Consider the following 24,823-nt stretch of genomic DNA (forward strand, 5'->3'; position numbering starts at 1 on the left):
GGGGCACCACCCGTTGGCTGGCGCCGGCCAGCTCGTCGGCTCCCTCCGCGCCGAGCACCAGGCGGGGCCCGAACGACGGCACGGGCAGCAGCGCCGGCCGATGCAGGACATGAGCCAGTGCCGTGGTGTAGTCGGCGTTGCGAACCGGTTGCGGCGCAACGGCGTTCACCGGTCCGACGAGGCCGCGGTCGACCAGCGCCCGCAGGTAGACGTCGATCATGTCGTCGATGCCGATCCAGGCCAGCCACTGCTCGCCGTCGCCCAGCCGGCCACCGAGTCCGGCCGCGAACAACGGGAACAACAGGCGCAGGCTGCCGCCGCGCGGGGACTGCACGATCCCGGTGCGCACCGTGACGACCCGGACGCCGTCCTCGGCGGCGGCCATGGCGGCGCTCTCCCAGTCGGCGACGACATCGGCGAGGAAGCCGTCGCCGCGGGGACTGTCCTCGGTCAACAGGTCGTCGCCCCGGTCGGCGCCGTAGATGCCGACGGCGGAGGCGCTGACGAACGCCGCCGGCCGGTGCCGCCCACGCGCGGCCAGTTCGGCGAGCCGACGGGTGGGCCCGATGCGGCTGTCCCGCACGGCGGCCTTTGTGGGACGGGGTGAACCGGCCCGCTATCGGCGCTCCGGCCAGATGCACCACGGCATCCACGCCGGCCAGCAGGTCGGGATCGGGATCCGCGGGTCGCCACCGCCGTTCGCCCGAAGACCGCGGGGTGCGCCGGACCAGGCGGATCACCTCGTGGCCGCCGGTGCTGAGCAGGGCCGCGAGCTGCGTGCCGATCAGGCCGCCGCTGCCGGTGATCGCGACCGTCATCGGATTCGGGCGGAGCTCACGCGCCCACCGATGAGTGGCCAGGTCGTCGGCCAGTTGCCGGTGCCGGTAGGCGACCATCGGTCGCAGCAGGGCCTGGGGCACCGGGGTGTCGATCCGGTCGGTGACCCGCGTCGCCGAGTCGCCCTCGGCGGCGAACTCATGGCTGTGCCGCCAGGTCAGGACCGTGCGCAGCGGCTGCGAGACCAGCTCGTCCACGAACCGGCGTGGCGGGTCGTACCCGTCAGGTTGGTGCGCGGCGACCCATCGCAGCCAGCCCGGCAACCCGAGCACCGCACGGCCATCACGCAGCGACGACGCTTCCGCGAGCACGCGCAGCGGCGCCCACGGCGGCGTCAACCGCGGCATCGCTCCACGCCTGCGGTGCCAGGCGAACACCTCGTCCGGCGGAAAATCGACGACGCTGGAATGCACGATGCCCATGGCGAGCGACGCTACCGGCGGTCCGCCCGGTCCACATGACGGCGCTGCCGTCGACCGGTTTGGCGCGGCACACGCAGGGTAGTCGGAAGCCCGGCGTCGATCGGCCGTCAAGCAGCCGGCGGCCGTCTCACCATGGACCGAGTGACACTCACCTTTTGTGGGCCTCGCGATCCCGACGCCGGCACAGGGTCATCGAGAGAGCTGGAGTCGCCATGCCGTCTGCGAAACCGGACCAGAGCGCGCCGGCGCCCGTGGAACCCACGGGCGTGGAGGGAACCCGCACTCAGAACGGAGAGTTCCTCACCACGGCTCAGGGCCTGCGGCTGCCCGACACCGACCACTCGCTCAAGGCCGGCTCCCGCGGTCCGACGTTGATGGAGGACTTCCACCTCCGCGAGAAGATCACCCATTTCGACCACGAGCGCATCCCGGAGCGGGTGGTGCACGCCCGGGGCGCGGCCGCGCACGGCACGTTCGAGTGCTACGGCACGGCGGCCGCGGTGACCAGGGCCGACTTCCTGGCCGCAGGCCGCACGACGCCGGTGTTCGTCCGGTTCTCCACCGTGCTGGGCTCGCGCGGCTCCGCCGACACGGTGCGCGACGTGCGCGGGTTCGCGGTCAAGTTCTACACCGCCGAGGGCAACTTCGACCTGGTCGGCAACAACATGCCGGTCTTCTTCATCCAGGACGGCATCAAGTTCCCCGACGTCATCCACGCCGGCAAGCCGCATCCGGATCGGGAGATCCCGCAGGCGCAGACCGCGCACGACACCTTCTGGGACTTCGTGTCGACGCACACCGAGGCCACCCACCACGTGCTGTGGGCGATGTCGGACCGGGGCATCCCGCGCTCCTACCGCACCATGGAGGGCTTCGGCGTGCACACCTTCCGGCTGGTGAACGCCGAGGGCGCCACCACGCTGGTGAAGTTCCACTGGAAGCCGGTCGCCGGCGTGCACTCGCTGGTCTGGGAGGAGGCGCAGATCGCCGCCGGCGCGGATCCGGACTTCCACCGCCGGGACATGGCCGACGCCATCGAGGCCGGCGCGCCGCTGGAGTTCGAGCTGGGCCTGCAACTGCTGCCCGACACCGAGGACCAGACCTTCGAGGGCATCGACCTGCTCGACCCGACCAAGATCGTGCCCGAGGAGCTGGCCCCGGTGCAGCTGGTCGGCAAGCTCACCCTGGACCGCAATCCCACCAACTACTTCGCCGAGACCGAGCAGGTCGCCTTCCACACCGGCAATCTGGTGCCCGGCATCGAGGTCACCGACGACCCGCTCATGCAGGCCCGCCTGTTCTCCTACCTGGACACGCAGCTCACCCGGCTCGGCGGGCCGAACTTCACCCAGCTGCCGATCAACTGCCCGCACGCCGCGGTCAACGACAACCTGCGCGACGGGATGCACCAGACCGCCGTGCACACCGGCGTCACCCCCTACCTGCCCAACGGCCTGGACGAGGACCGGCCCGCCCGGGCCTCGGCCGACGAGGGCGGGTACGTGCAGGTGCCGCGCGAGGTCAGCGGCCCGAAGGTCCGGGAGAACCCGGTCTCCTTCGACGACCACTTCTCGCAGGCGACGATGTTCTACCGGAGCCTGACGCCGTTGGAGCGCAAGCACGTCGTCGAGGCGTTCACCTTCGAGCTGGGCAAGTGCCACGAGCAGGGCGTCAAGGAACGAGAACTCGCCGTGCTGGCCGAGGTCGACTCCGACCTGTGCGAGCAGGTCGCCGCGGGCCTCGGTCTGCCGGCCCCGACGGGAAGTCCGGCGGAGGACGTGGTCCTGTCCCCCGCCCTGTCCCAGGTCGTGACCGAACCCGGGCCGGTGGCGGGCCGCAAGATCGGCGTCATCGCTGACGCCGGATCCGACCTCGCGGGAATCACGAAGCTGCGCAAGGCAGTCGAGCGGGCCGGGGCCACGCTGCTGGTCATCGCGCCCGTCGGCGGAGAGCTGAAGAAGGGCCGGTCCCAGCACTCCGTGGATCGCACGCTGTTGACCACGCGGTCCATCGAGTTCGACGCGCTGGTCGTGGCCGGCTCGACCACGCCGACCGGGGACATCAAGCTGACCGTGCTGTTGCAGGAGGCCTTCCGGCACTGCAAGGCGATCGCGGCCTGGGGCGACGGACTCCAGGTGCTGTCCGCCGCCGGCATCGGCGCGAACCAGCCCGGAGTGCTCGCCGGCGACGAGGTCGGCCGGGAATTCGCCGCCGAGCTGCTGGCGGCGGTGGGTCGGCACCGGGTGTGGGAGCGCGCCGACCTCGTGATGGCCTCCATCGTCCCGCCTTCGGTGTGACGGCCCCGTTTCACCGTCATGCCGGCGGGCATCCTGCCTGCATGACGGAGGTCAGCAGGACTGTCCCGGTGTCCCCGGAGCATGTGTACGCCGTGCTCTCCGACGGCTGGTCCTATGCGGGATGGGTCGTCGGCAACTCCCACATCCGCGAGGTGGATCCGGCCTGGCCCGCGGTCGGCTGCCGGATCCACCACAGCGCCGGGCTGTGGCCGTTGCAGTTCAACGACTGGACGGAGGTCACGGCGACCGTGCCGGACCGGATGATCGAGCTTCGGGCCCGGCTGTGGCCGCTGGGCGCGGCGATGATCCGCATCGAGCTGACGCCGACCGGCGACGGCACCACGATCACCATGGTCGAGCACGCCACCGAGGGGCCGGCGACGCTCGTGCCGGCCTCCGTGCAAGGTGTGCTGCTGCGCGCTCGCAACAAGGAGGTCCTGGGCCGCTTGTCCGACCTCGCTCGGGGGCGCGCCCGCGCGGTTCAGCCGTAGATCGGGCCCGGGATCGACGCGTGCGCCGGCACTTCGCGTTTGACGGACCGAGCGGGTGGAATCCGCACGCATGTCAGAGGAGTCTGCGGACGCTGTGGTGATCGGTGCGGGCCACAACGGGCTGGTCGCCGCCAACCTGCTGGCCGACGCCGGCTGGCAGGTGCTGGTCTTGGAGGCGGCCGAGCGGCCGGGTGGCGCGGTGCACACCGAGGAGATCACGGCGCCGGGCTACCGCAGCGACCTGTGCAGCGCCTTCTTCCCGATGTCGGCGGCGTCGCCGGTGTTCGCGCAGCTGAACCTGGAGCGTTACAGCCTCACCTGGCGGCACGCGCCCGACGTCGTCGCCCATGTCCTGCCGGACGGCCGCAGTGCGGTGCTGTCCCGTGACCTCGACCGCACGATCCGCTCGGTGTCGGAATTCGCCGAGCAGGACGGCGCGGCGTGGGAACGCATGCACGAGCAGTGGACGCGGCTGCGGGAGCCGCTGCTGGACGTCCTGTTCCAGCCGTTTCCGCCGGTCCGCGCGGGCGCGCGCCTGCTGCGCCGGATCGGCGCCGCCGAGGCCCTGCGCCTGGCGCGGATGGTGACGCTGTCGGCCCGCACCCTCACCGACGAGTGGTTCGCCGGAGACGGTGCCCGGCTGTTGCTGGCCGGCAACGCCATGCACGCCGACGTCGGCGTCGACAACGCGGGCAGCGGCGTGTTCGGCTGGCTGCTGGCGATGCTGGGGCAGGACGTCGGATTCCCGGTGCCCGAGGGCGGCGCGGGCCAGATCACCGCGGCGCTGGTGCGGCGGCTCACCGAGCGCGGCGGCGAAATCGTGTGCAACCGTCGCGTGGATCGGGTGTTGGTCGCGGGCGGACGGGCCGTCGGCGTGCGCGACAGCGAGGGCCAGCCCGTGCGGGCCCGGCGCGCGGTGCTGGCCGACGTGCCGGCCCCGGCGCTCTACCGCGATCTGGTCGGCGCCGAGCATCTGCCGGCGCGGCTGGTCGACGATCTCGACCGGTTCCACTGGGACCCCGCGACGATCAAAGTGGACTGGGCCCTGTCCGGCCCGGTGCCGTGGCCGGCGGAGCAGGTGCGCGGCGCGGGCACCGTGCACCTGGGGGCGGACATGGACGGCATGTCGACCTTCGCCGTCGACCTGGCCCGGGGGCGAACACCCCGCGACCCCTTCCTGCTGCTGGGGCAGATGACCACCGCCGATCCGTCGCGTTCCCCGGCCGGCACCGAGGCCGTGTGGGCGTACACGCACGTGCCGCACGGCCAGCGCTGGGACTCGACCCGGCTGGCGCGGGCCGCCGACCGCGTCGAACGGACCGTCGAGCGCCACGCCCCGGGCTTCGGCGACCTGGTCGTGGCTCGGGCCGTGCAGGGGCCCGACGACCTCCACGGCCACAACCTGAGCCTGGTCGACGGCGCGATCAACGGCGGCACGTCGGCGATCCACCAGGAGCTGTTCTTCCGACCGGTGCCCGGCTTGGCCCGCTCCGACACGCCGGTGCAACGGCTGTTCCTGGCCAGCGCGTCGGCCCATCCCGGCGGGGCCGTGTTTTTTTGGTCCGGGCAGCAACGCCGCTCGGGCCGCGCTGGCCCGCGCCGGCTGGGCCGGCGGCGGCTACCAGGCCGCGATCAACGCCGCCCACCGGTTGGTCTACGGCTGAACCGCTGACAACGGCGACGGAGTCCGTCAACACTGGACTGGTGCGAGCGGCGGTCGCCTCAGGGTAGGGTGCCGTCCGTCGGTCGAAGGCCGATCACACCGGCGCGGCACGTCCGGAGGTCATCCAGCACGACCGCGGCGTGGCGGAAATCGTCGTCGGTGTCGAGACCGCCCAACAGGATCGTGCGGACACCCAACGCCAGATAGCGGTCCAGGTAGTCGGCGACCCGGTCGTAGCTGCCGACCAACAGCGGCATGGCGCCCTTGTCCGTGCGATAGGCGCCGGTCCAGTACACCTCGTCGTAGGTCTCCTCGGCGGCAGCCAGCGTGGCCAGCCGCCGGCTCCAGTCCGACCCGGACCGGACGCGCATGGCCGTCGTCAGCTCGGCTCGGCGGTCGTAGGGATGGCGGGCGGTCGCGACCCGCCACGCCTCCGCGTCGGTTTCCCTGGCCAGCAGGCCGATTCGGATGCCGATCCCGATGTCCGACTCGACGAACGTGGTGGCGAACCGGTCGACCGGCTCGGGGTGCGTGATGGCGACGTCCGCGACCGCCCGCACCGTGCGGCGGGCTGCCGGCGAGGAGCCGGCCACGAAGAACCGCGGCCGCAGGTACTCCTCCAACGCGGAATTCGTTCGCAGGGCCCGGTAGTTGTAGAAGCGGCCGCTGTGATTGAGCGGCGCGTAGTTACTGAGCAACGCTCGCAACACGACGCCGTACTCGATCAGCCGGTCGTACCGCTCGTCATGGCTGAGCATCTCGCCGAGCTGCTCCAGTTCGGCGCCGGCGGCCCCGGTGATCAGGTTGACGTCGATGCGCCGACCGTGCAGGCGGGTCAGCGTGTGGATCAGCTTGGCCGCGGTGAACGGCGGCATCGCGTGCGGAGCCAGCGCCACCAGCGGCGTCACGCTCTCGCTGTGGTGCAGGATCGTGCTCGCGACGGCCCATGGGTCGAGGTTGCCCAGGTTGTGGAACGCGAGCAGGCCGTCCAGGCCGTGCCGTTGCGCGCGGCGGGCCGACCCGACGACGGTCCGCAGCTCGTCGGCGCGGGGCGACGGCGTCGTGCCGTACGTCTGGAATCGCTGCTGAGACAAGACCTTCAGCCCTCGACACCGCGGCGCGCGGTGATCACCGCGAGCACGTCGCCGACCCGGTGGTCCTGGTCGATGTCCTCGTCGGTGAGCCGGACCGCGAAGGTGGACTCGATCGCCAGCAGTAGCTCGACCAGCGCGAGCGAGTCGAGGCCGAGCGTGCCCAGGACGGTGTCGAGATCGACCCGGTCGGCCGGCACGGCCAGGATCTCGGCGACAAGGTCGCGGACGGCGGGAAAATCGGGGCTCATGCGGTGCTCCCGGTGTGGTGGTAGGGAAAGTGGGTGGCCGACAGGTCGAGTTCGGGCCAGTGCACCGTGGTCGCGGCCCAAGAGGCGCCTGCGCCGAACGCGACGAGCGCGGTCCGGTGTCCCGCCTTGAGAGCGCCCGAGCGCGTGGCGTCGGCCAGCGCCAACGGGATGGAAGCGGCCACGGTGTTGCCGACACGGTCCAGATGGATCGGCACTTGGTCGTCGGTCAGCCCGAGCCGTCGCCCGACGGCCCGCAGGATGCGCAGATTCGCCTGATGGGCCACGACCCGGTCCAGCTCCGCCTGGGGCCAGCCGGCGAGTTCGAGGGCGGTGCCCACAGCGTCGGACATCCGCACAACGGCGTGTTCGAACACCGCCCGGCCCTGCATCCTGGTGTGGACGTCCGCCGCGGTCATCGGCTCGCCACTGGCGCGCTGCTCCGAGCCGATGCCCGGCGAGGTGATCAGGTCCACCAGGGAGCCGTCGCTGCCCAGCGTGAACCGGCCGAGCGCGCCCGGCTCCGCCCGGTCGCCCCGGCGCAGCACGACGGCGCCCGCGCCGTCGCCCATCAGCGGGTACAGGGACCGGTCGGCCGGATCGAGGTACAGCGAGTTGGTGTCCGCACCGATCACCAGCACGGTGGCGGCCGTGCCCGTGGCGATCAGGCCGGCGCCGGTGGCGAGCCCGTAGACGAAGCCGCTGCACGCGGCGTTGACGTCCAGCGCGCCCCGGCCCCGCAAGCCGAGCCGTTCGGCCACCACGGGTGCGGTGCCGGGCACGCGCCGGTCCGGCGTCTCCGTGGCCAGCACCACACAGTCCACATCGGACACTGCCGCCGACGCCATCGCCCGCTGCCCGGCGGCCACAGCCAGATCGGACGTGTGCAAGCCGGGCGGCACGTGGTAGCGCTGGCCGATGCCGGATCGGGTTCGGATCCACTCGTCGGTGGTGTCCAGCCGGCCGGCCAGATCCTCGTTGGTCACCAGGTTCGGCGGCACCCAGGCCCCGAGCCCGGCGATGACCGCGGCCGGAAGTCGTTCGTTCACGGTGTTGTCTCCTCGTGTCGCACGGCGCGCACGCTGTCCTCCGACAGCCGCGCCAGGGTCTGCCGCCCGCCGACCGCCGGCAACGGCGGCAGGAAGACGATCTCGGCGGTCACTCCCCGAACCGCCATCACCCGACTCGTCCAGGTGGTCAGGCTGTCGTCGCCGATGAAGGCCATGGCCGTGGCCGGCGAGCCATCCGACAGCACGTAGTCGACCCGCACCGGCCGAACCGGCGCACCGGCGTTCACGGCCGCCTGGAACAGCGCCGGCCGAAACGCGCCGGCATGCTCGCCGCAGTAGGTCGTGCCCTCCGGGAAGCACACGAACCGCCCGCCACCACGCAGAATCCCGGTGATCTCACCGATCGTCCGGGGCAGCTGCTCCGGCCGTTCGCGATCGAAGAACACGGTGCCGAGCGCCCGCAACGGCCGGTGGACGATCGCGGGCACGTCGTCGCCGTCGCTCTTCACCAGTGTCTGGCCCGGCCGCCACAACTGGATCAGGCCGGAATCCAGCCACGAGACGTGATTGGCGACGACCAGCTCCGGGCCGTCGTACCAGGACCCACGAGGGCCACGCACGCGGACCCGAATGCCCAGCGCGAACAGGAATCCCCGAAACCACCACGAATACACGGCTCGGCCCACACACGGTGGTGGCCCCACGGCCAGGAAAGCCAGGCACAGCAGGAACGCCACCAGCGCTACCGCGACTTTGAGCCGACGGATCGCCAGCAGCGCGGGACCGACAGTGGGGGTCGTGGCGGACACGCAGCCGGCCACGGAACACGTCGCCGTCACGCTCAGGCGCATTGCCGTCCGTACGCCCAGAGCCGCTCGAACCGGGCCAGGTAGCGCTGCGGCACCGCGTCCAGGTCGAGGAGCACGTACAGGTCGGCCGTGTCGAAGTCCGGGTCGTGCGCGGGCTTGCCGCATACCTGCGCGCCGAGCCGCAGGTATGCCTTGAGCAGCGCCGGCAGTTCTCGCTCCGGGATCCGTTCCGCCGGCCCGACGACCCACTCACGGCGAGGCGCGACCAGGCGCTCCGGCGGTGCCAGGTGTTTCTCGGCGACGGTGGCCCAGATCCGGTCCGCCTCCGCGCCGCCGTCGGCCAGCGGCACGGAGCAGCACCCGGCCAGCCAGCGCAGGCCCTGCTCCCGCGCATGCGCGACCAGCCCCATCCACAGCAGGCTGATGACCACTCCGTTGCGGTGCTCGGGATGCACGCACGCTCGCCCGAGCTCAAGCAGCCGTGGCTGGATCGACCGCAGCGGGCGCAGATCGAACAGCTGGTCCGAGTAGTTTCCGCCGGCCCGGGCCGCGGCGGCCGGGGTCAGCATCCGGTACGTCCCGACCACCTCCCCGGACGTTCGGTGCCGAACGACCACGTGATCGGCGTATCGGTCGCACGCGTCGCTGTCGACACCGTCGGCCGAGGCCGACAGGCCGAACTCCTCGCCGAACACCTGCTGCCGCAACTGCTGGGCCTGCCGGACCAGGTCGTCGTCCCGCGTGACAACTGCCTCGTACTCCGCGTCGGCCATCGACTCTCCTGTTCGGCCACCACTCCTTGACCGCAGGCACACGAGGCCACGCGCCGTTCAGTTCTCCGACAAGATCAGAGTCGGCCGGAAATACCGCAACACCTGCCCGAACTATCGGTGTTCAGGTCACCTGGATCTGCCGTACCACGGTGGTTTCGTCGAACTCGGAGGTGCGCACCGTGATGGCCAGCCGCCAGGTGCCCGCGAACGGCAGTTCGACGCCGGCCGCACGATAGCCGCCCATGGCCATGCCGGTACGCGGGATCGACACGGCCATCGGACCGATCCCCTTGTCCGGCATCGACAGTTGAGCGTCCAACTCGGCGACGTCCACGCGCATGCCGGCGGCATCGGTGACCGTGACGGAGATGATGTTCGGGCCGACCGTGCCCGGCAACACGCCGATCTGGAGCTTGCCCTGGCCGTGCGGACCGCCGGTGTCGAAGGCCAGCGGGCCCTCCTCCGACGTGGACAGGGCGTTGGGGTTGGCGGCGACGAGCGCCGCCGTCAGCGAGAGCACGACAACGGCCCCGACGGTCTCCAGCAGCACCGAGCGCCGGACCGCCTCGGGTCGAGTTCGCAGCCAGCGGCGGGAGAACCAGGCCGCAGCCAGGATCGCCAGCACGACACCGACCTTCACCGCCAACAGCCTCGCGTAGTCGGTGTCGAGGGCGCGGAGCTGGTGCCAGCTCTGGAAGATCCCGGTAACGATGAGCACTCCGACGCAGGCCAGCGCCAGTCGGCTGAACCGGGCGATCGCCGACGGCGGGGGCTTGGCGACCAGGATCACCGCGAGGCCGCCCACCCACAGGGCCATCGCGTCCAGGTGCAGCACGTCGGCGGGCACCGTGGCCACGTCCGCGTCGTGCCCGGACATCGACCACGTGACGGCAAGGCCGCTGAGCAGCAGCGTGGCCACAGCGCGCCGCCCGAACGGATACGCGTCGGCAATCACCGGCGCGGTCAGCGCCAGCAGGGACATCCTGATCACCAGGCCGGTGCCGAGCGGGATGCCCATGGTGACCGCGAGCAGGCCGCTGTCGAACATGTGGTCAAGCCCGAGCCCGGTGCTGTACGGGCCCTGAAGCAGCGCGTCCGCGACGGTCGCGACCACGAGCGCCGCCCAGCTGCCCCACGTCAGCCGCTTCGTGACGTAGCCGCCGGGCCAGCACAGGAACAGGAAGCCGAGCGAACCGGCCAGCCCGGCGAACGCGACATAGCCGAACGCCCGGAACAGCCAGTAGAGGACCGCGACCGTGGTGTCGCCGCCGGGCGATGTCCCGGGCGCCACCGATGGATGGCCGACCGAGAACGTGTACGCGCCCGACACCGGATGCGAGTCCGCCGACGCCACGTGCCAGGACACCGTGTACGTGCCCGTCCCATGCGCCTTGATCGCCACACCTATCGTGTCGGGCCGGCCGTCGACGTGGCCCACCCCACCGTTGTCCACTGTGGAGCCGTCCGGGCCGAGCACCTGGATTCCGTCCGTCGTCACCTGAATCGGCTCGCCGAAGCTCAGTGTCACGGTGGACGGCGCCGTCACCAGTATCGAGGACGGCGCCGGCTGCGTGCCCAGCAGCGCCGCGTGCGCGGCGGCCTGACCGGCGGTCGCGAGCAGTGCCACGAGGACGCCGGCCAGCACCGCCGGCACGGATCTCATCGGGCCTGGCGATTCCGACGCCAGGCGAGGGCAGCCATCGCCCCGGCGACAACCCCGAGGACCGTGCCGGTGACGCCGAACAGATCCGGCACGGCCGCCGCCCGCTCGGCCGCGACCAGCGTCACGACCGGAGCCGGGTGTTCGGTGCCGGCGCCGGTGTCGATCCAGCGCACCACGTCGCCGTTGTCGTAGGTCTGGATCACCTTGAACACCAACGAGTCCTCGTCGGACGGCACCGGGTCGAGCAGCACGACGAAGGCGTCGTAGCTGCCCGGCGCGATGCTCCCGCCGTGCCAGGTGATCACCGAGACCACCTCGGTGACCGGCCCGTCGTCCGAACTCAGCGGTGTCGCCGTCCGCGTCGTCGTCGCGTCCGCCGTCCACCCGGCCATCGCCCTCGGCCGCACCGACGCGATCGGGTGGTCGGCCGGGAGGCTCACCTGGACTTCGGTGGTGCTGGCCGACTTCTCCTCGTCGGGCACCCGGAACGCGATCTCCGCCGCCGTGCCCTTCGTCGCCGTCGAAGGCTGCGTCGTCACGTGCGCCGCGGCGGTTCCCGCCCCGGCGAGCAGGGCCAAGGCCGTCGCGGCGGCCAGCACGATCACGCGCCACATGGCTACCTGACCGGGATGTACGGGCGCATCATCTCGTTGTCCTCGTGATCGAGGATGTGGCAGTGCCACACGTAGCCCGGGCCGACCGTCGGGTCGAAGGCGTACCGGTTCACGCCCGGCTGGGCGTCGCCGACCGGGATTTCCGTTGGCGCCCAGCGGATCAGCACCCGGTTCACCATGCCTGGATTGATCTTGAACGTGTCCTTCCAGCCCGCCTCGGCCGGATCCGGCGGCAGCACCGGGCCGGTCAGGAACGGGCCGATCGCCGGGTTGCCGCCCAGCGCCCCGTCCGCGTTGGGCGTCAGGTAGTCGCGCGGCGGTCCGTAGCCCGGGATGATCTCGCCGGCCGGGTAGGTGGTGCGGCCGAAGGAGCCGTCGCACTGCTGGCCGGCGAACGTGCCGCCCGGGAACATCGCCGCCCAGGCCGCGCGGTAGCCGTCGACATCGACGGTCTGCCGGTTGAGCACCTGGAACTGGATCAGGTGGACATGGATCGGGTGCGCGTCGTCGGTGATGTCCAGCAGCTCCCACAGCTCCGTCGCGCCGACCCGGGGAAGCTCGGTGATGAACAGGCCGGTGTTGCCCCGCGACCCCGTGATCGGCGTCGTCGTCCCGTCCCGCAGGCCGTTCCACTTGCTGTTGTTCAGGAACGCCTCCAGCGGGCCGTCGCTCTGGTCGGAGACCGCGCAGTCGACGGTCTCCTGCTCGAAGACGACGAGTTGCCGCTTCACCGTCGGCCGCACGCCCACCGCGACCGCGCCCGTCGCCGGGTTCGCCAGCCGCACGATCGACGGCGGCTGCCCGCTGCCGCCCCGCAGCGGCGCGCCCGCCGCCGGGTTGTAGCTGGTGTCCTGACCGGACAGTCGCAGTGTCACGTCGAAGCGCATCAGCTGGCCGTCCAGGTTCGGGTCCGGCGGGCCGCCGCTCGGGTACGGGAACAGGCCGTCGTTGGTCAGGATCAGCGACCGGCCGCGCAGCCCGCTGAAATCGATGATCACGTCCGCCCGCTCCGACGGCGCCAGGAACAGCTTCGGCGCGTCCGGCCTCGCCGGGTCGTTCAGTTCCACCGGCCGGTCCAGCAGGCCGCCGTCGGTGCCGATCTGCCAGCACGCCACCGCCGACGGCGGCGTCGCCGAGGACGCGTTCGCCGGGTCCGTCAGGTTCATTCGCAGGAAACGCGCGTTGCTGGCGTTGAGGAACCGGAAGCGATAGCGCCGGGGCTCCACCGCCAGCACCGGCCAGGTCCGGCCGTTGACCACCATCGCGTCGCCGAAGAACTCCGGGATCCAGAACGGGTGCGACAGCGGATTCGACGGTGGGCCGTTCAGGTCCGCGTCGGTGTTGCTGCCGTCCGGGAGGCGCAGCTGGCCGTTCGTGTCGAACAGCCGGTCCTGCAGCATCAGCTCCACCTCGAAGGCGCCCGCTGGCAGTCGCAGCGGATTGTCCGGGCGGCCCGTGTCGAACTTGTCCCGGACCAGGTAGAACGCCGACAGGCCGCTGAGCACGTTGATCCTCGTGATGCCCAGGGCGTGGTCGTGGAACCACAGGGCCGTCGCCGGCTGCGTGTTCGGGTAGCAGTACACCGCCGCGTTCGAGGCCGTTCCGGATGCCGTGCTGTAGGCCGGTCCGTGCCGACCGTCCGGCGTGAACCACGCCTCCGGCAGTCCGTCGAAGGCCGACTGGACCTCTGCCCCGTGCAGGTGCACCACCGTCGGCATCGGTCCCGTGTACGGCTGGGACGCCTTCACCACGCCCAACGGGTCCGCCCAGTGGATCGTCTGGTCGATCGTCAACAGCGGCTGCACCCGCGAGCTGCGGGGCAGGCTGTTGACGTACGTGATCGTCGTCGGCGTTCCTCGCGTTGCCTCCACCGTCACGCCCGGCCAGGACGCCGCCATCCCATCCACCTGGTAGGCCCACACCCAGGTGCCGTCCGCGTGTCCCGGCGGGTACATCGAGCTCGGCAGAACCACCTGGGGCGCTTCGGCAATCCTCGTCGTGAAGCTCGATCCCGACACCCGGCCGCCCGCGAACGTCCGCAGCGCCGTGACGTACTTGGGAATCCTCGCGCTCGCCAACGGCGTCTGCGCCTGCGTCACCGCCTCCGGCGCCACCGGCCCACCCACCGCCGCCAGCCCTCTCGCCGCGGGGAACGCCACCGCGCCCACGGCCGCCCCGGCGACGAGCATCTGCCTTCTGCTGATCCGTGCCATCAATGGCCTCCGGGTGCTCGCTTTCCCCGGCCGGCACACTATCCACGCTGTCCCGATCCCAGCTATGGCTGGAAACCCCTAGGAATCCCCGTTGTCACCTAGGGGTGCTCGAACTGACTAGGTAGGTCGCCCGGTTCCTAGGTAGGCCCGGGAACCGCCGATCCCGGACCTACCCGAGGAACGCTCGTCAGCCGTCGGAGTCCGAGGACGGGATGTACCCGCCGGGAACCTGGTCCGGGGCGTAGACCTTGTTCTCACCCGGGTAGGGCTGCGTCCACCCGTGCGTCTCGTACCACGTGAGGTGGTTCATCTGCGCGGGATTGGCGTAGTCCGGCACGGCGTTCGATCCGGTCAGGTGTTGCTGCCCCTCCCACGACATCCACTGTGCCGCCAACTGCTTCTTGTCCGTGGGCACGGTGGTCGACGGCGCCGACGCGGCGAACTGCGGCGCGACGGTGTCCACGCCGCAGGACGGTGGCGTGGACAGGCCGAGGGTCAGCGAGGTGCGGTTCGGCACCGAGTTGAACGGCGTGTAGTCGGGCTTGGTGGTGAACGCCGCCGTCATCGGGGTGGCCGCGCTGTCCTTCTGGTTCATCGGGTGGATCCCGAGGATCTGCTCGATGGTGCGGATCATCGTGATCTGCGAGTAGTAGTGGTTGTCCACGACGCCGTGCTGCGCCCACGGGCTGATGATCTGGATCGGGGCGCGGTGGCCGTCCACGTGGTCGAGACCGGCCTGGGAGTCGTCCTCGACGACGAAGATCGCCGAGTCCTTCCAGTACGGGCTGTGCGAGATGGTGTCGATGATCTGGCCGGTCGCGAGGTCGTTGTCGGCGACCTGCGCGGCCGGGTTGGGCGGGCCGCCGGTGTGGTCGCTGGACAGCCAGAACATGTTGAGGTTGGCCGGACCGTTCTTGGCGAAGTCCTGCTTCCAGATCTGCTCCCGGTAGACGTCCGGCACCGAGGTGTCGAACTTCGGGAAGCCCGGCACCGACACGCTGTTGAGCGACGGGATCGGCGAGGACGAGACCAGCGGGTAGGCGGTGGACTGTCCGGTCGCGGCCATGTTCTTGGCGTCGCAGTACAGGTTCTGCCACGAGGCGTCGGCCGGCTTGGTCAGGAACTGCTGGAACTCGCCGAAGTCCCGCACGGTCTTGCCGGCCGCCTGCGCCCCGGTCCAGATGAACCCGGACGCCTGGTGGCCCAGCGCGTCGTCCTCGGTGTCGTAGCTGCGCAGGTATTCGCCGGCGGAGGACTCCGTGTACTCCGGGTCGTCGGCCTGCATCAGCCAGTTGTGGCCCTCGGCGGAGTTGGTGCCGATGTCGTAGGTGTTGTCGTACAGGCCGAACTGCCGCTCCAGCGCGTGCTGGTTGGGCGTCACGTTCTCGCCGAAGGTGGCCAGCGCCGCGTTGCCGTTGCCGCGCGGGTCGTCGCCGTACACCTGGTCGTAGGTCCGGTTCTCCTTGACGATCAGGAAGACGTGCTTGATCGTCGACGGGTCGCCGATGCGCTGCGGGACCGGCGCCGGCTTGGCCTTGCCGTAGCCGTTGGCCAGCTGGACCGAACCGTTCGTCCACCCGTTCTGCTCGAACACCTTGCCGGTGTAGCCGCGAATCGCCCGGTCGTCGGGCAGCCGGAACTTCTGCACGCTCGACGTCGTGTCGTGCGTGTTGTGCCCGGCGGCCGTGGTCGGACGCAGGGCGTCGATGCCGCGGGTGTTGGAGACCACGATGTTGTTGCCCACCGTGGCGATCGCGGTCGGGAAGTAGTCCGTCGGCAGCAGGCCGACGTAGCTGACCGGCTCCTGCGCCTGGGAGAAGCGGTAGACCGCGACGGCGTCGGCGCGGCCGAGCGTCACCAGCAGGTGGCCGTCGCTGGTCATGGTGATGCCGTCGGGCTCGTAGCCCACCGAGGCTTCCGGCCACGGCTGCGTCGAGATCGTCTGCACGACCTTGTTCCGGCCCGTGTCGATGACCGACACGCCGTTGCTGGACGTGTTGGCCACGAACAGGGTGTTGTTCCTGGCGTACAAGGCGGTCGGGTGCAGGCCGACGTCGATGCTGCCCACCGCGGCGGCCGGGTGCGCCAGGTCGATCACGCTGACCGTGCCGGTGGTGGTGGCGCCGGTGACCGGGCTGGCCGGCACCTGGGTGTTGTACGAGTTCAGCGTGTTGTCACCGGGCTTGGCCGGGCGACCGCCCTCGTTGCTGACGTACAGGCGGCTGCCCATGCGGACCAGGTCGCGCGGGGCGTTGCCGACGGCCCAGCTCTGCCCGATCGCGCCGGTCGCCGCGTCGATGGCGATGACCCGGTTCTGGCCGTTGACCGCGGAGTACACCGTCTTGCCGTCGGCGGAGAACACCGCCTGCGCCGGCAGGCCGTGCTTGGCGCCGTCGGCCGGGATGGCGACGAAGGTCGGGTTGGCCAGCGTGCCGTCGGCGTTCACGGTGAACCTGCGGTAGCCGTCGGTCTGGGCCAGCCACAGCGCCTTGCCGTCCGGCGAGTACGACGGGCCTTCCTGGCCCACGTCGTTGCCGGAGATCTTCAGGTCGGCCGTCGCCGAGTTGCCGACGAGCTGCTGCACCTTCCAGCTCTTCAGGTCCACCACCACCAGCGCCAGGCCGCCGTCGGTGACCAGCGCGGCGAGGTGGCCGCCGTCGGGGCTGACCGACGAGGCCATGATCTTGCCGTTGTTGACGACGAGGCGGTCGCCGATCGGGTTGAGGTACTGGTCGCTGGAGATGACCTGGCCCTGGCGGGTGGTGTCGCCGACCTGGTCGGTGCCGAACTGGCGGGTCGACGCCGAGCCGACGCCGGAGCCCACGGCGACCAGGGCGAGCACGGAGACGCCCGCGGTCCAGACGCGTAATCCGCGCGGGACACGTCTCTCGACACGCCTTCTGCGGCGCGCTACCTGCATGGGATTCATCCCTTCGACGGGGCAGAGAGCAGGTCGACGTGGCCGTCGAACTGCCAGAGGGGGTTCGGCTGGTCCCCGGTCGGGGTCCGCACCTGGAAGTAGCCGTTGACTTCCTTGGGCCCGTCGCCGTCGGCGACGTACTGGCCGTCCGAGGCGACGTCGAGCTGGTAGATGGCCTGTCCGACGGCCGTGGTGCCGGGCAGGTGCCAGGAGGCCACGCAGCGCCAGTCGTTGCCGGGCCCGTCGGGCTCCGCCAGGCCGTCGCCCTTGGCGCAGGCGGCCGTGGCCGCCAGTTGCTCCTCGGTGACGTCGGGGCGGTGCAGCTGCTGGGTCTGGAGCCGGTAGAGGTGGGCGAAGGCCGTGGCGACGGACTGCTGCACCTTGTCCCGGTCGATCCCGGAGTCCGTGGCGGCCGACGTCGCGACGGCGAGGATCCCGGCCGTGACGACCAGGATGCCGGCCAGCGGCGCGGCGGCGACGGTGAGCGCCCGGCGGCCCGAGCCGTCGTGGGTGAGGTTGGTGAAGTCCCGCCGTACGAACAGAAGGTAGGCCAGCGCGGTCGCGGCGACGGCCCAGATCAGGCTCACCGCGACGCCGATCAGGAGCGGACCGAGTTGTGCCGTGCTGGTGAACAAGCCTTCCCACGCGATGAAGGCGTAGCTGGGCAATGCGAGCCGGACGGCGACGGGCAGCGGCAGCATCTGGGCCACCCCCATGGCCAGGGCGACGACGGCCGGCAGCAGCAGCCCCATCGGTGACCGTCCTAATGCGACGGACCCGAGCAGCCCGATCCCGGCCAGCGCCAGTGTCGGGGCCAGCACGCAGATCCACGCGAGCAGGACGAGTCCGGCCGCGTCCGCCGGCGCCACCACATGGCCGTCGAGGCCGACGAGCGGATGGCTGCCGACGGCCACGACCCCGCCGACCGTGCTCGACACGGCCATCCCGACCACGAGCACCAGGATGACGGTCAGGCTGGCCAACGCCTTCGCCACGAAGATCCGCCGGTACGACCGCACCGCCACCAGCAGGTGCCGCCAGGTGCCGAGCCGGTCCTCGGCCGCGAACACGTCGCCGGCGACGACGGAAGTCAGCAGCGGCAACGCGTAGACGCCGGCGAAGCCGAGCATCACCAACGGGCCGGCCCACCCGCTGATGTTCATCCAGCGGCCGAAGAGGGTGTCGGTCGGCAGATCGCTCTGCCGGCTGACCGCGGCGACGAACAGCGCCGGCACGAGCCAGCAGGCCAGCACCAGCAACCGGATCCGCCACTGGGACACCAGCTTGACCATCTCGAAGCGGTAGCAGTGCGCCACCGACACGGGACGGGTGGTCGTGTCCGGGGCGTCGAGGACGGCGGTCATCGGCCGGTCTCCTGATCGGTGAGAGCGAGGAACGCGGCCTCGATCGGCGACACGACGGGGGCGAGTTCGCGCACCGCGACGCCGGCGTGCACGAGCCGGGCCACGAGGTCGTCGAGAGCCGGAATATCGGCCCGCACAACGATCAGCGCGGCGTCGGAGCTCTCGACGACGACGGCCCCCGGCGTGTCGAGGGCGAGGCGCTGCGCGGCCTCCGGATCGGAGGTGCGGATCCGGTAGTCGAGTTCGCGGTTCTCGGCCGACAGCTTGCCCAACGGCCCGGTGAACACGACCCGCCCGGTGGCGAGGATGGTGACTTCCGAGCACAGCGCCTCGACGTCGTCCATGCGGTGACTGGAGATGATCACGGTGGTTCCGTCCGCCGCGAGGCGGTTGAGGACGCCGTGCACCTGCCGCTTGCCGGCCGGGTCGAGGCCGTTGGAGGGCTCGTCGAGCACGAGCAGCCGGGGTTGGGTCAGCAGCGCCGCGGCGAGCCCGAGCCGCTGGCGCATGCCGAGGGAGAAGCCCCGGACCCGGTCGTCAGCGACGTCGGCCAGCCCGACCTGGCCGAGCACGTCGTCGATGCCCGCCGTGCGCGCGTCGCGGCCGCGCAGCGTGGCCAGCGCGGCGAGGTTCTTCCGGGCCGTCAGCGAGGGGTAGAGGCCGGGCCCGTCCACGAAGCCGGCGACACCGTCGGGCGCCGTCAGCGCCCGGCCGACCGGTGCGCCCAGGATCTCCAGGCTGCCCTCGTCGGCGACGGCGAGGCTCAGCAGCAGGCCGAGCAGCGTCGTCTTGCCGGCGCCGTTCGGTCCGACCAGCCCGTGGATCTGACCCTGCTCGACATCCAGATCCATGCCGTCGAGGGCGACGACATCGCCGAAGCACTTCGTGATGCCGCGAGCCCGGACCGCGAGACTCGTGTCCATGGATTCCCCGTTCCGCACGCTGTGAGGACCGTAGGGCACGGCAAGTGACACGCAGACCGGCCCCCGTTGAACGTTCGCCGAACGGGGATCGACCAACCGGCGGCGTCCGGACAAACCTCGCAATGATTCGCGCGGGGTCCATCCGGCGCCGGCCGAACAGGGGTTTCAGGGCCTGGACCGCAAGAGCACGTCGCCACCGGGGTCACCCGCCCGTGCGGACCTCGATCTCGGCCACGGCGGCGGCGAGGATCTTGGTGGTCTGCTCAGGGTCCTCGTGGCTGGCGATCACGTAGCCGAGCCGGTCGTAGGCGTCCCGGGCGGGACGGATCTCGGCACCGGCACGGGTGGTGATCGCCACCTGGTCGACGCCGTCGACTGATCGGGCGCGGTCGACGCCGTCGACCGCCACGAGGGTGCCTTCGCGCTCGGCGAGCAGGAACTGGATCGCGGCGGCGCGGGACCTGGACGGAGTCAGCTCCACCGGCAGCCCCACGGCCTGCCGGAGCTGCTGGGCGACAAGATCGACACCGGTGGCCAGCTCGATCAGGGCGGGAATCATGCCGCCGGCCAGTCGGGGGTTGATCTCGATGACGACCGGTCCCGTCGCGGTGAGCCGCAGTTCGGTGTGCGTGGCCCCGGAACGGATGCCGGCAGCCCCGACGGCCCGGCGGGCGGCGGAGATCAGGGCGTCGGACAATTCCTCGGACCGGGCCGGGAAAAGGTGCCGGTGCTCGACGAAGCACGGCCCTTCGGTGACGGATTTCTCCGTGACTCCGGCGAAGGAGTCGAACAGCTCGACGCTGAACTCCGGGCCGTCGACGTACTCCTCGACCAGTGCGATGCCGGCGGTGGGCAGACCTCGCACGTTGGCGTGGACGGCAAGCACCCGTTCGGTCTGCGCCAGGGCCTCGTCAAAGGTCCGGCACAGCAGCACATTCGTCGAGCCGGAGTCGTCAGCCGGCTTGACCACGCACGGCAGGCCGACCTGCTCGACGGCAGCATAAACCTGGGCGGCGTCCGTGACGGCGACGTACTTCGGTTGGGGAATGCCGGCCGCGGCCAGGCAATCGCGCAGCAGCGCCTTGTTGCGGCAGGTCGTCACGGCATCCACCGTGTTGCCGGTCAGCCCGAGCCAGCTGGTCAGCTCCGCCACGAACGGCACGTAGAAGTCGCTGGTCGTGGTCACGCCGGCGATCTCCTCCCGTCGGAACCGCTTCTGCACGGCGGCGCGCAGGGCGACCAACGAGTTGGTGTCGCACTCGAGCACCTCGGCGCCGGTCCCGGCAAGACCCGCATAGCGTTCCGGACGGCTGGTCAGCAGCACCGGTCGGTACCCGAGGCCCTCGGCACCGGTGAGCGCCAGGACCCCGGTGCCGGAGGTGTTCGCCTCGACGAACAGCAGGTGGGGTTCGTTGTGCACGATCTCGCCGGCGTCGGCGCGCGACCAGGTGTGGACCACGGTGCCGTACCGTACCGGCGCCGGCCGGTCCGCTTGGGGAACCTCCGACAGCGAGTGTTCGGCCCAGTGCTCGTCGCTGTAGACGGTCCCGGTGTAGCGGTCGCCTCGGTCGGGCAGGATGCCGACGACCCGTGCGCCGGCAGCCGCCCGGGCGCTGACGTCCTTGAGCACGCGGTACACCGAGCCGGCCGTGTTGCCGGCGAAGATCTGCTGCTCCAGCGCGAGGTCCCGGGTGGCGGCGAAGGCCTCATGGTCGTTGAGCCAGTGCACCTCGTCGATCTCGCGGCGGTCGAGGTTCTGCGGGTGCAGGCTGTTGCCCAGCCCGCTCTGCAGCCGCTTGGGCACGTCGGGCTGGTCGAACAGGGCGCTGCCGACGCAGTCGATCCCGACGACACGGAGATCGGGCAGCGTCCGCCGCAGCGCACGGGCGGTGCCGGTCAGCGAGCCGCCGCTGCCGACGGAACCGACCAGGATGTCGATGGGGCCGAGGTCTTCGAGGATCTCCGCGGCCAGGTCGGCGTAACTGCCGGGGTTGTCGGGGTTGCTGTACTGGCGCGGGCAGAACCCGTCGGGCATCTCGCGGAGCAACCGGTCCAGCAGCTCGATGCGGACGGCCTGCCACCCGCCGGTGTCGTGCATCCGCTCCACGACGTGCACCTGGCAGCCCAGCGCCCGCAGCTTGGCCAGCGTGATCCGGTCGATCCGCGGGTCGGTGACGATGTGCACCTCGTGGCCGAGGGATCGGCCGACCAGCGCCACCCCGAGGGCCATCGTGCCGGAGCTGCTCTCCACGATCGGGGCGCCGGGGCGCAGCGTGCCGGTGCGGCGGGCCTCCAGGATCATCTTGCCGGCGACGCGGTCCTTCATGCCGAACAGGTTCTGCAGCTCCAGCTTGGCGTACGTGCGCACGCCGTGCGGCGAGTCCAGGTCGAGGCGCACCAACGGGGTGTGCCCGATCGCTTCGCGGACGTTGTCGAACAACACCGGTCACACCCCCGTCCGGGCCCGGGACAGCGACCGGTGCCCGATGAACTCCCCGCCCAGCGTGGCGAAGTTGCGTCTGACGTACTCCGTCTTGGTGTCCTGCTCGGGATCGTCCCCGTCGAGCAAAATGCCGAGCATGGTGCCGCTGTGGGCCAGCACCAGGCCGAGGCCGTCGACCTCGTTGCACGCCCGGCGCAGTTCCCGGAACCCGCCGCGCGGCCGCAGCTTGGCGTTCATCTCGGCGCTGCGGGTCGTGATGCGCCCCACCGTGCGCAGGTCGCCGGAGTCCACGGCCTCGGCCAGTTCGACCAACATGCGGGCGTACTCCCGTTTGTCCCGCGCGGTGAACGGCTTGGGCAGGCGGTTGTGCCGGATGGTGTCGACCTGGCCGCCCTCGTCGTGGCCGATGATGGCCAGCGGCGGCAGCGTGCCGAGCACGTCGAGCAGCCGCACCTCGCGGTGGTAGAAGGCGACGATCCCGTCGTACATCACACCGTCCGACGGTTCGATCCGGCGCAGCAGCGACTCGATCGCCGGCTCGTCGAAGGTCCGGCCGAACGCCGCCGCCACCGCCCGCGCCGTGGCGACCAGGTCCGCCGAGGAGCTGGCCAGGCCCTTGCCCTCGGGCAGCTCGCTGCTCAGCGTGAGCCGGCCGCCGCCGCCTTCCCCCAGCTCGTTGAGGGCCAGACGGACCAGCCGGTGCGACTTGAGCTTCGTGGTCGGGCCGACCACGATGTCCGGCCGGTCCGGCGTGTGCTGGAAGGTGGCCGTGGCCCACGCGTCGACGGGAAAGGTGACCAGGAAGTCCCGGTCGTGTTCGGGCAGCACGCCCTGCAACAGCTCGCCGAACGTGCCGAAGGCCCGCCCCGTGCCCACTGCGCCGTCACTCATCGTCCGGGTCTCCCCCCGCGCTCACGCGAGCTGCCCATTCGGCGCGCAGCCGCTCGTATTCCCCCTGTTGATCGGCCAGCACCGCACGTACCGCCCCGGGCCGCGCGGACCCACTGGACACCAACTGTTCCAAGGACTTGTCGACGTCGAACGCCTCCGAGAGGGCACCGAGCGGGTCGCTCAACTCGGCGCCGTGCTCACGCGCGACCCGTCCGAGCAACTCACCGTCCACATCGGACGGTTCGCGACCCGACTTCAACGCGGCCAACACATATGCGCCGGCGATCACCTGGGCCCGCCGCCACGGCACGCCCTCGTCCAGGGTGAGCGCGTTGGCGAGGCTGAAGCCGCCGAAGAACTCGCTGCGGCAGATCTCCCCCATCCGCTCGGCGTCGAAGGTGACGGCGGCCAGCACCGCGGTGGCCAGGCGCAGCACCGACCGGCACGTCTCGAACGCCGCGAACAGGTGCGTGCCGGCCTCCTTGGAGACCTCGACCAGGTTGGTGAACGGCGTGTTGCGCTGGCCGAGCAGCACGTCGAGGTGGAACGCGGCCAGGTGGGCGGTGCGGCCGCGAATCCGCTCCAGCACCGGGAAGTTCTTCTTCTGCGGCATCGCCGAGGAGATGCCGGACAGCTCGTCGGGCAGGTCGAGAAAGCCGTACTGGCTGCTGCCCCAGGTGAGCAGGTCGGTGCAGAACCGGCTCAGCACCGCGCCGAAGATGCTGAGCTCGGCGGTCACCTCCAGCACCCAGCCGCGGGAGGCCACCGCGGTCAGCGCCAGCGGCTGCGGCCGGCGGAAGCCCAGATCCCGCGCCATCCGGTCCCGGTCCCATTCCAGCTGCTGGCCGGCCATCGCGCCGGCGCCGAGCGGACAGGCGTCGATGCCGTCGTGGGTGGCCAGCAGCCGGCGGGCCGTGTGCAGGACCTGGTCGGACACCGCCGCCAGGTAGTAGCCGGGCGTGATGATCTGGGCCGCCTGGTGGTGGGTGTAGCCGGGCATCGGCATCTCGGCCGTCTCGCCGGCCAGCCGGTGCGCGGTCGCGCCGAACTCGAGCAGCACGCCCGCGGTGGCGCGCAGCTGGCGCAGCCCGAACATCAGCTGCGCGCAGGACTGGAGGTCGTTGCGGCTGCGGTCGACGTGCCAGTACGGCACCACCGTCCCCAGCCGCTGCTCGACGCAGCGTTCCAGGGCGAAAGCGATGTCGGACATGTTCGCGTCGCGCCACGCGACGATCGTCTCGTCGTCCACCGAGTCGAGGATGTCGACGATGGCCTTGGTCTCCTCGGCGGTGAGCAGGCCCATCCGCTCGTACTCGCGAGCCAGCACCGTCTCGATGGCCAGGTAGTGCGGCAGCAGCTGTCGGCTCTCGTAGTGGAACTGCGGGTCGAGCACCTCGGCGCGGAGCAGCTCGCTCGGGCCGCCCGCCACGCGGCCGCTGAGGGCGGACGTCCAGAACTCCTTGTGAGCGGCCAAAACGAGTCCTCCGATGTGGGTGGTGGGTCAGGGCAGGACGTGGCCGGCGAGCCGGACCGGGTCGCCGAGGATCACGACGATCTCGCGGTCCCCCTCGTACGGCGTGCGGCTGTGCGCGGTGCGGACGTTGTCGACGAGCAGCACGTCGCCGTCGCGCCACGGCTCCGAGACGGCGACCTCGGCGTAGGCGGCGTTGATCGTCTCGACGGTCTCGGCGGTGATCGGCGTGCCGTCGCCGTGCGCGGTGTTGAACGGCAGTCCGTCGGGGCCGTAGGAGTCGACCAGGAACTCCCTGATCACCGGGTCCATGGTCCACTCGTTGAGGAAGGCGATCTGGTTGAACCACAACGGGATGTCCCGACGCGGGTGCCGGACGACGGCGGCGCGGCGCTGGCGGGTGAGCAGCCGGCCGTCGGGCTGCCACTCCCGCCACACGTGGGCGCCGGCACAGTAGGTGTCCACTTCGGACGGACTGTCGGCGTCGAACGCCTCCTGCCAGGACACACCGACCTCGTGGAACATCCGGGTCAGCAGCCAGCCGTCGGCGAACCGGTCGACCAGGTCGCCCGGCAGCTTGTCGAGCACCTTCGCGGCGTCGGCCAGTTCGGTGTGACCGCCCGTCGTCGGCGCGGTCAGGCAGCCGAACACGATACGACTCGGCACCTCGTCGGCGTAGC

General features: G+C 71.2%; 19 protein-coding genes and 1 pseudogene. 4 read left to right on the top strand and 16 right to left on the bottom strand.

What is annotated here, in order from left to right:
* A partial coding sequence (locus tag KUTG_RS63080) for an epimerase (protein WP_232240626.1) occupies positions 1-583 on the bottom strand: 583 nt, incomplete at its 3' end.
* Between KUTG_RS63080 and KUTG_RS63085 the strand changes: the two genes are divergently transcribed.
* The 4 genes and pseudogenes from KUTG_RS63085 (at position 567) to KUTG_RS03240 (ending at position 5,711) form a co-directional block, all read left to right on the top strand.
* Positions 567-1,298, top strand: coding sequence for a hypothetical protein (locus tag KUTG_RS63085; RefSeq protein ID WP_232240627.1), 732 nt, complete (start codon positions 567-569; stop codon positions 1,296-1,298). The genes KUTG_RS63080 and KUTG_RS63085 overlap by 17 nt on opposite strands.
* 173 nt (positions 1,299-1,471) lie before the next feature.
* The gene (locus KUTG_RS03230; protein ID WP_043714783.1) at positions 1,472-3,556 is read left to right on the top strand and encodes a catalase; all 2,085 of its coding nucleotides are present in this window, start codon (positions 1,472-1,474) and stop codon (positions 3,554-3,556) included.
* A 41-nt stretch (positions 3,557-3,597) separates the two neighbouring features.
* Positions 3,598-4,047, top strand: coding sequence for an SRPBCC family protein (locus tag KUTG_RS03235; protein WP_043714785.1), 450 nt, complete (start codon positions 3,598-3,600; stop codon positions 4,045-4,047).
* A 70-nt stretch (positions 4,048-4,117) separates the two neighbouring features.
* A pseudogene (locus KUTG_RS03240) lies at positions 4,118-5,711 on the top strand (phytoene desaturase family protein).
* Between the two features lie 58 nt (positions 5,712-5,769).
* Here KUTG_RS03240 and KUTG_RS03245 read toward each other — a convergent pair.
* The 15 genes from KUTG_RS03245 to KUTG_RS60620 all read right to left on the bottom strand — a co-directional run.
* Positions 5,770-6,804: an LLM class flavin-dependent oxidoreductase gene (locus tag KUTG_RS03245; protein ID WP_052393837.1), complete on the bottom strand. Its 1,035-nt coding sequence runs from the start codon at positions 6,802-6,804 to the stop codon at positions 5,770-5,772.
* Between the two features lie 5 nt (positions 6,805-6,809).
* A complete protein-coding gene (locus KUTG_RS60615) occupies positions 6,810-7,052 on the bottom strand; it encodes an acyl carrier protein (protein WP_043714788.1) in 243 nt (80 codons plus the stop codon).
* Positions 7,049-8,098, bottom strand: a complete 1,050-nt coding sequence (locus tag KUTG_RS03255) for a beta-ketoacyl-ACP synthase III (RefSeq protein ID WP_043714789.1) — start codon at positions 8,096-8,098, stop codon at positions 7,049-7,051. The genes KUTG_RS60615 and KUTG_RS03255 overlap by 4 nt, the downstream gene beginning before the upstream one ends.
* Positions 8,095-8,868, bottom strand: a complete 774-nt coding sequence (locus tag KUTG_RS03260; RefSeq protein ID WP_198046983.1) for a lysophospholipid acyltransferase family protein — start codon at positions 8,866-8,868, stop codon at positions 8,095-8,097. The genes KUTG_RS03255 and KUTG_RS03260 overlap by 4 nt, the downstream gene beginning before the upstream one ends.
* A 32-nt stretch (positions 8,869-8,900) precedes the next feature.
* Positions 8,901-9,641 carry a GNAT family N-acetyltransferase gene (locus tag KUTG_RS03265; RefSeq protein ID WP_052393840.1) on the bottom strand — a complete coding sequence of 247 codons (741 nt, stop codon included), beginning with the start codon at positions 9,639-9,641 and terminating at the stop codon, positions 8,901-8,903.
* Positions 9,642-9,762: 121 nt separating this feature from the next.
* The gene (locus KUTG_RS03270; protein WP_043714791.1) at positions 9,763-11,304 is read right to left on the bottom strand and encodes a copper resistance CopC/CopD family protein; all 1,542 of its coding nucleotides are present in this window, start codon (positions 11,302-11,304) and stop codon (positions 9,763-9,765) included.
* Positions 11,301-11,918: a YcnI family protein gene (locus KUTG_RS03275; protein ID WP_043714793.1), complete on the bottom strand. Its 618-nt coding sequence runs from the start codon at positions 11,916-11,918 to the stop codon at positions 11,301-11,303. Before KUTG_RS03275 ends, KUTG_RS03270 begins: the two co-directional genes overlap by 4 nt.
* Before the next feature lie 2 nt (positions 11,919-11,920).
* Complete coding sequence (locus KUTG_RS03280; protein ID WP_157494294.1) at positions 11,921-14,131, bottom strand: multicopper oxidase family protein; 2,211 nt, start codon at positions 14,129-14,131, stop codon at positions 11,921-11,923.
* Between the two features lie 187 nt (positions 14,132-14,318).
* The gene (locus KUTG_RS03285) at positions 14,319-17,051 is read right to left on the bottom strand and encodes a YncE family protein (RefSeq protein ID WP_043728116.1); all 2,733 of its coding nucleotides are present in this window, start codon (positions 17,049-17,051) and stop codon (positions 14,319-14,321) included.
* Between the two features lie 5 nt (positions 17,052-17,056).
* Entirely contained in the window at positions 17,057-18,415 is a 1,359-nt protein-coding gene (locus KUTG_RS03290; protein WP_043714795.1) for an ABC transporter permease, read from the bottom strand.
* Positions 18,412-19,338, bottom strand: a complete 927-nt coding sequence (locus KUTG_RS03295; RefSeq protein WP_043714797.1) for an ABC transporter ATP-binding protein — start codon at positions 19,336-19,338, stop codon at positions 18,412-18,414. The genes KUTG_RS03290 and KUTG_RS03295 overlap by 4 nt, the downstream gene beginning before the upstream one ends.
* Positions 19,339-19,540: 202 nt before the next feature.
* The gene (locus tag KUTG_RS03300) at positions 19,541-21,781 is read right to left on the bottom strand and encodes a pyridoxal-phosphate dependent enzyme (protein WP_043714799.1); all 2,241 of its coding nucleotides are present in this window, start codon (positions 21,779-21,781) and stop codon (positions 19,541-19,543) included.
* Positions 21,782-21,784: 3 nt separating this feature from the next.
* Positions 21,785-22,672, bottom strand: a complete 888-nt coding sequence (locus tag KUTG_RS03305; protein WP_043714800.1) for a GHMP family kinase ATP-binding protein — start codon at positions 22,670-22,672, stop codon at positions 21,785-21,787.
* Complete coding sequence (locus tag KUTG_RS03310; RefSeq protein ID WP_043714803.1) at positions 22,665-24,146, bottom strand: argininosuccinate lyase; 1,482 nt, start codon at positions 24,144-24,146, stop codon at positions 22,665-22,667. The genes KUTG_RS03305 and KUTG_RS03310 overlap by 8 nt, the downstream gene beginning before the upstream one ends.
* Before the next feature lie 27 nt (positions 24,147-24,173).
* The coding region (locus tag KUTG_RS60620; RefSeq protein ID WP_043714805.1) for a TauD/TfdA family dioxygenase at positions 24,174-24,823 on the bottom strand (650 nt) is incomplete at its 5' end.

It is taken from the genome of Kutzneria sp. 744, from assembly GCF_000568255.1.
Lineage (GTDB): Bacteria > Actinomycetota > Actinomycetes > Mycobacteriales > Pseudonocardiaceae > Kutzneria.

Coding starts and splice junctions, on each gene's coding strand:
- KUTG_RS63085 (WP_232240627.1), top strand. CDS start 567: ATGCGGCTGTCCCGCACGGCGGCCTTTGTGGGACGGGGTGAACCGGCC.
- KUTG_RS03230 (WP_043714783.1), top strand. CDS start 1,472: ATGCCGTCTGCGAAACCGGACCAGAGCGCGCCGGCGCCCGTGGAACCC.
- KUTG_RS03235 (WP_043714785.1), top strand. CDS start 3,598: ATGACGGAGGTCAGCAGGACTGTCCCGGTGTCCCCGGAGCATGTGTAC.
- KUTG_RS60615 (WP_043714788.1), bottom strand. CDS start 7,052: ATGAGCCCCGATTTTCCCGCCGTCCGCGACCTTGTCGCCGAGATCCTG.
- KUTG_RS03265 (WP_052393840.1), bottom strand. CDS start 9,641: ATGGCCGACGCGGAGTACGAGGCAGTTGTCACGCGGGACGACGACCTG.
- KUTG_RS03270 (WP_043714791.1), bottom strand. CDS start 11,304: ATGAGATCCGTGCCGGCGGTGCTGGCCGGCGTCCTCGTGGCACTGCTC.
- KUTG_RS03275 (WP_043714793.1), bottom strand. CDS start 11,918: ATGTGGCGCGTGATCGTGCTGGCCGCCGCGACGGCCTTGGCCCTGCTC.
- KUTG_RS03280 (WP_157494294.1), bottom strand. CDS start 14,131: ATGGCACGGATCAGCAGAAGGCAGATGCTCGTCGCCGGGGCGGCCGTG.
- KUTG_RS03285 (WP_043728116.1), bottom strand. CDS start 17,051: ATGCAGGTAGCGCGCCGCAGAAGGCGTGTCGAGAGACGTGTCCCGCGC.
- KUTG_RS03290 (WP_043714795.1), bottom strand. CDS start 18,415: ATGACCGCCGTCCTCGACGCCCCGGACACGACCACCCGTCCCGTGTCG.
- KUTG_RS03295 (WP_043714797.1), bottom strand. CDS start 19,338: ATGGACACGAGTCTCGCGGTCCGGGCTCGCGGCATCACGAAGTGCTTC.
- KUTG_RS03305 (WP_043714800.1), bottom strand. CDS start 22,672: ATGAGTGACGGCGCAGTGGGCACGGGGCGGGCCTTCGGCACGTTCGGC.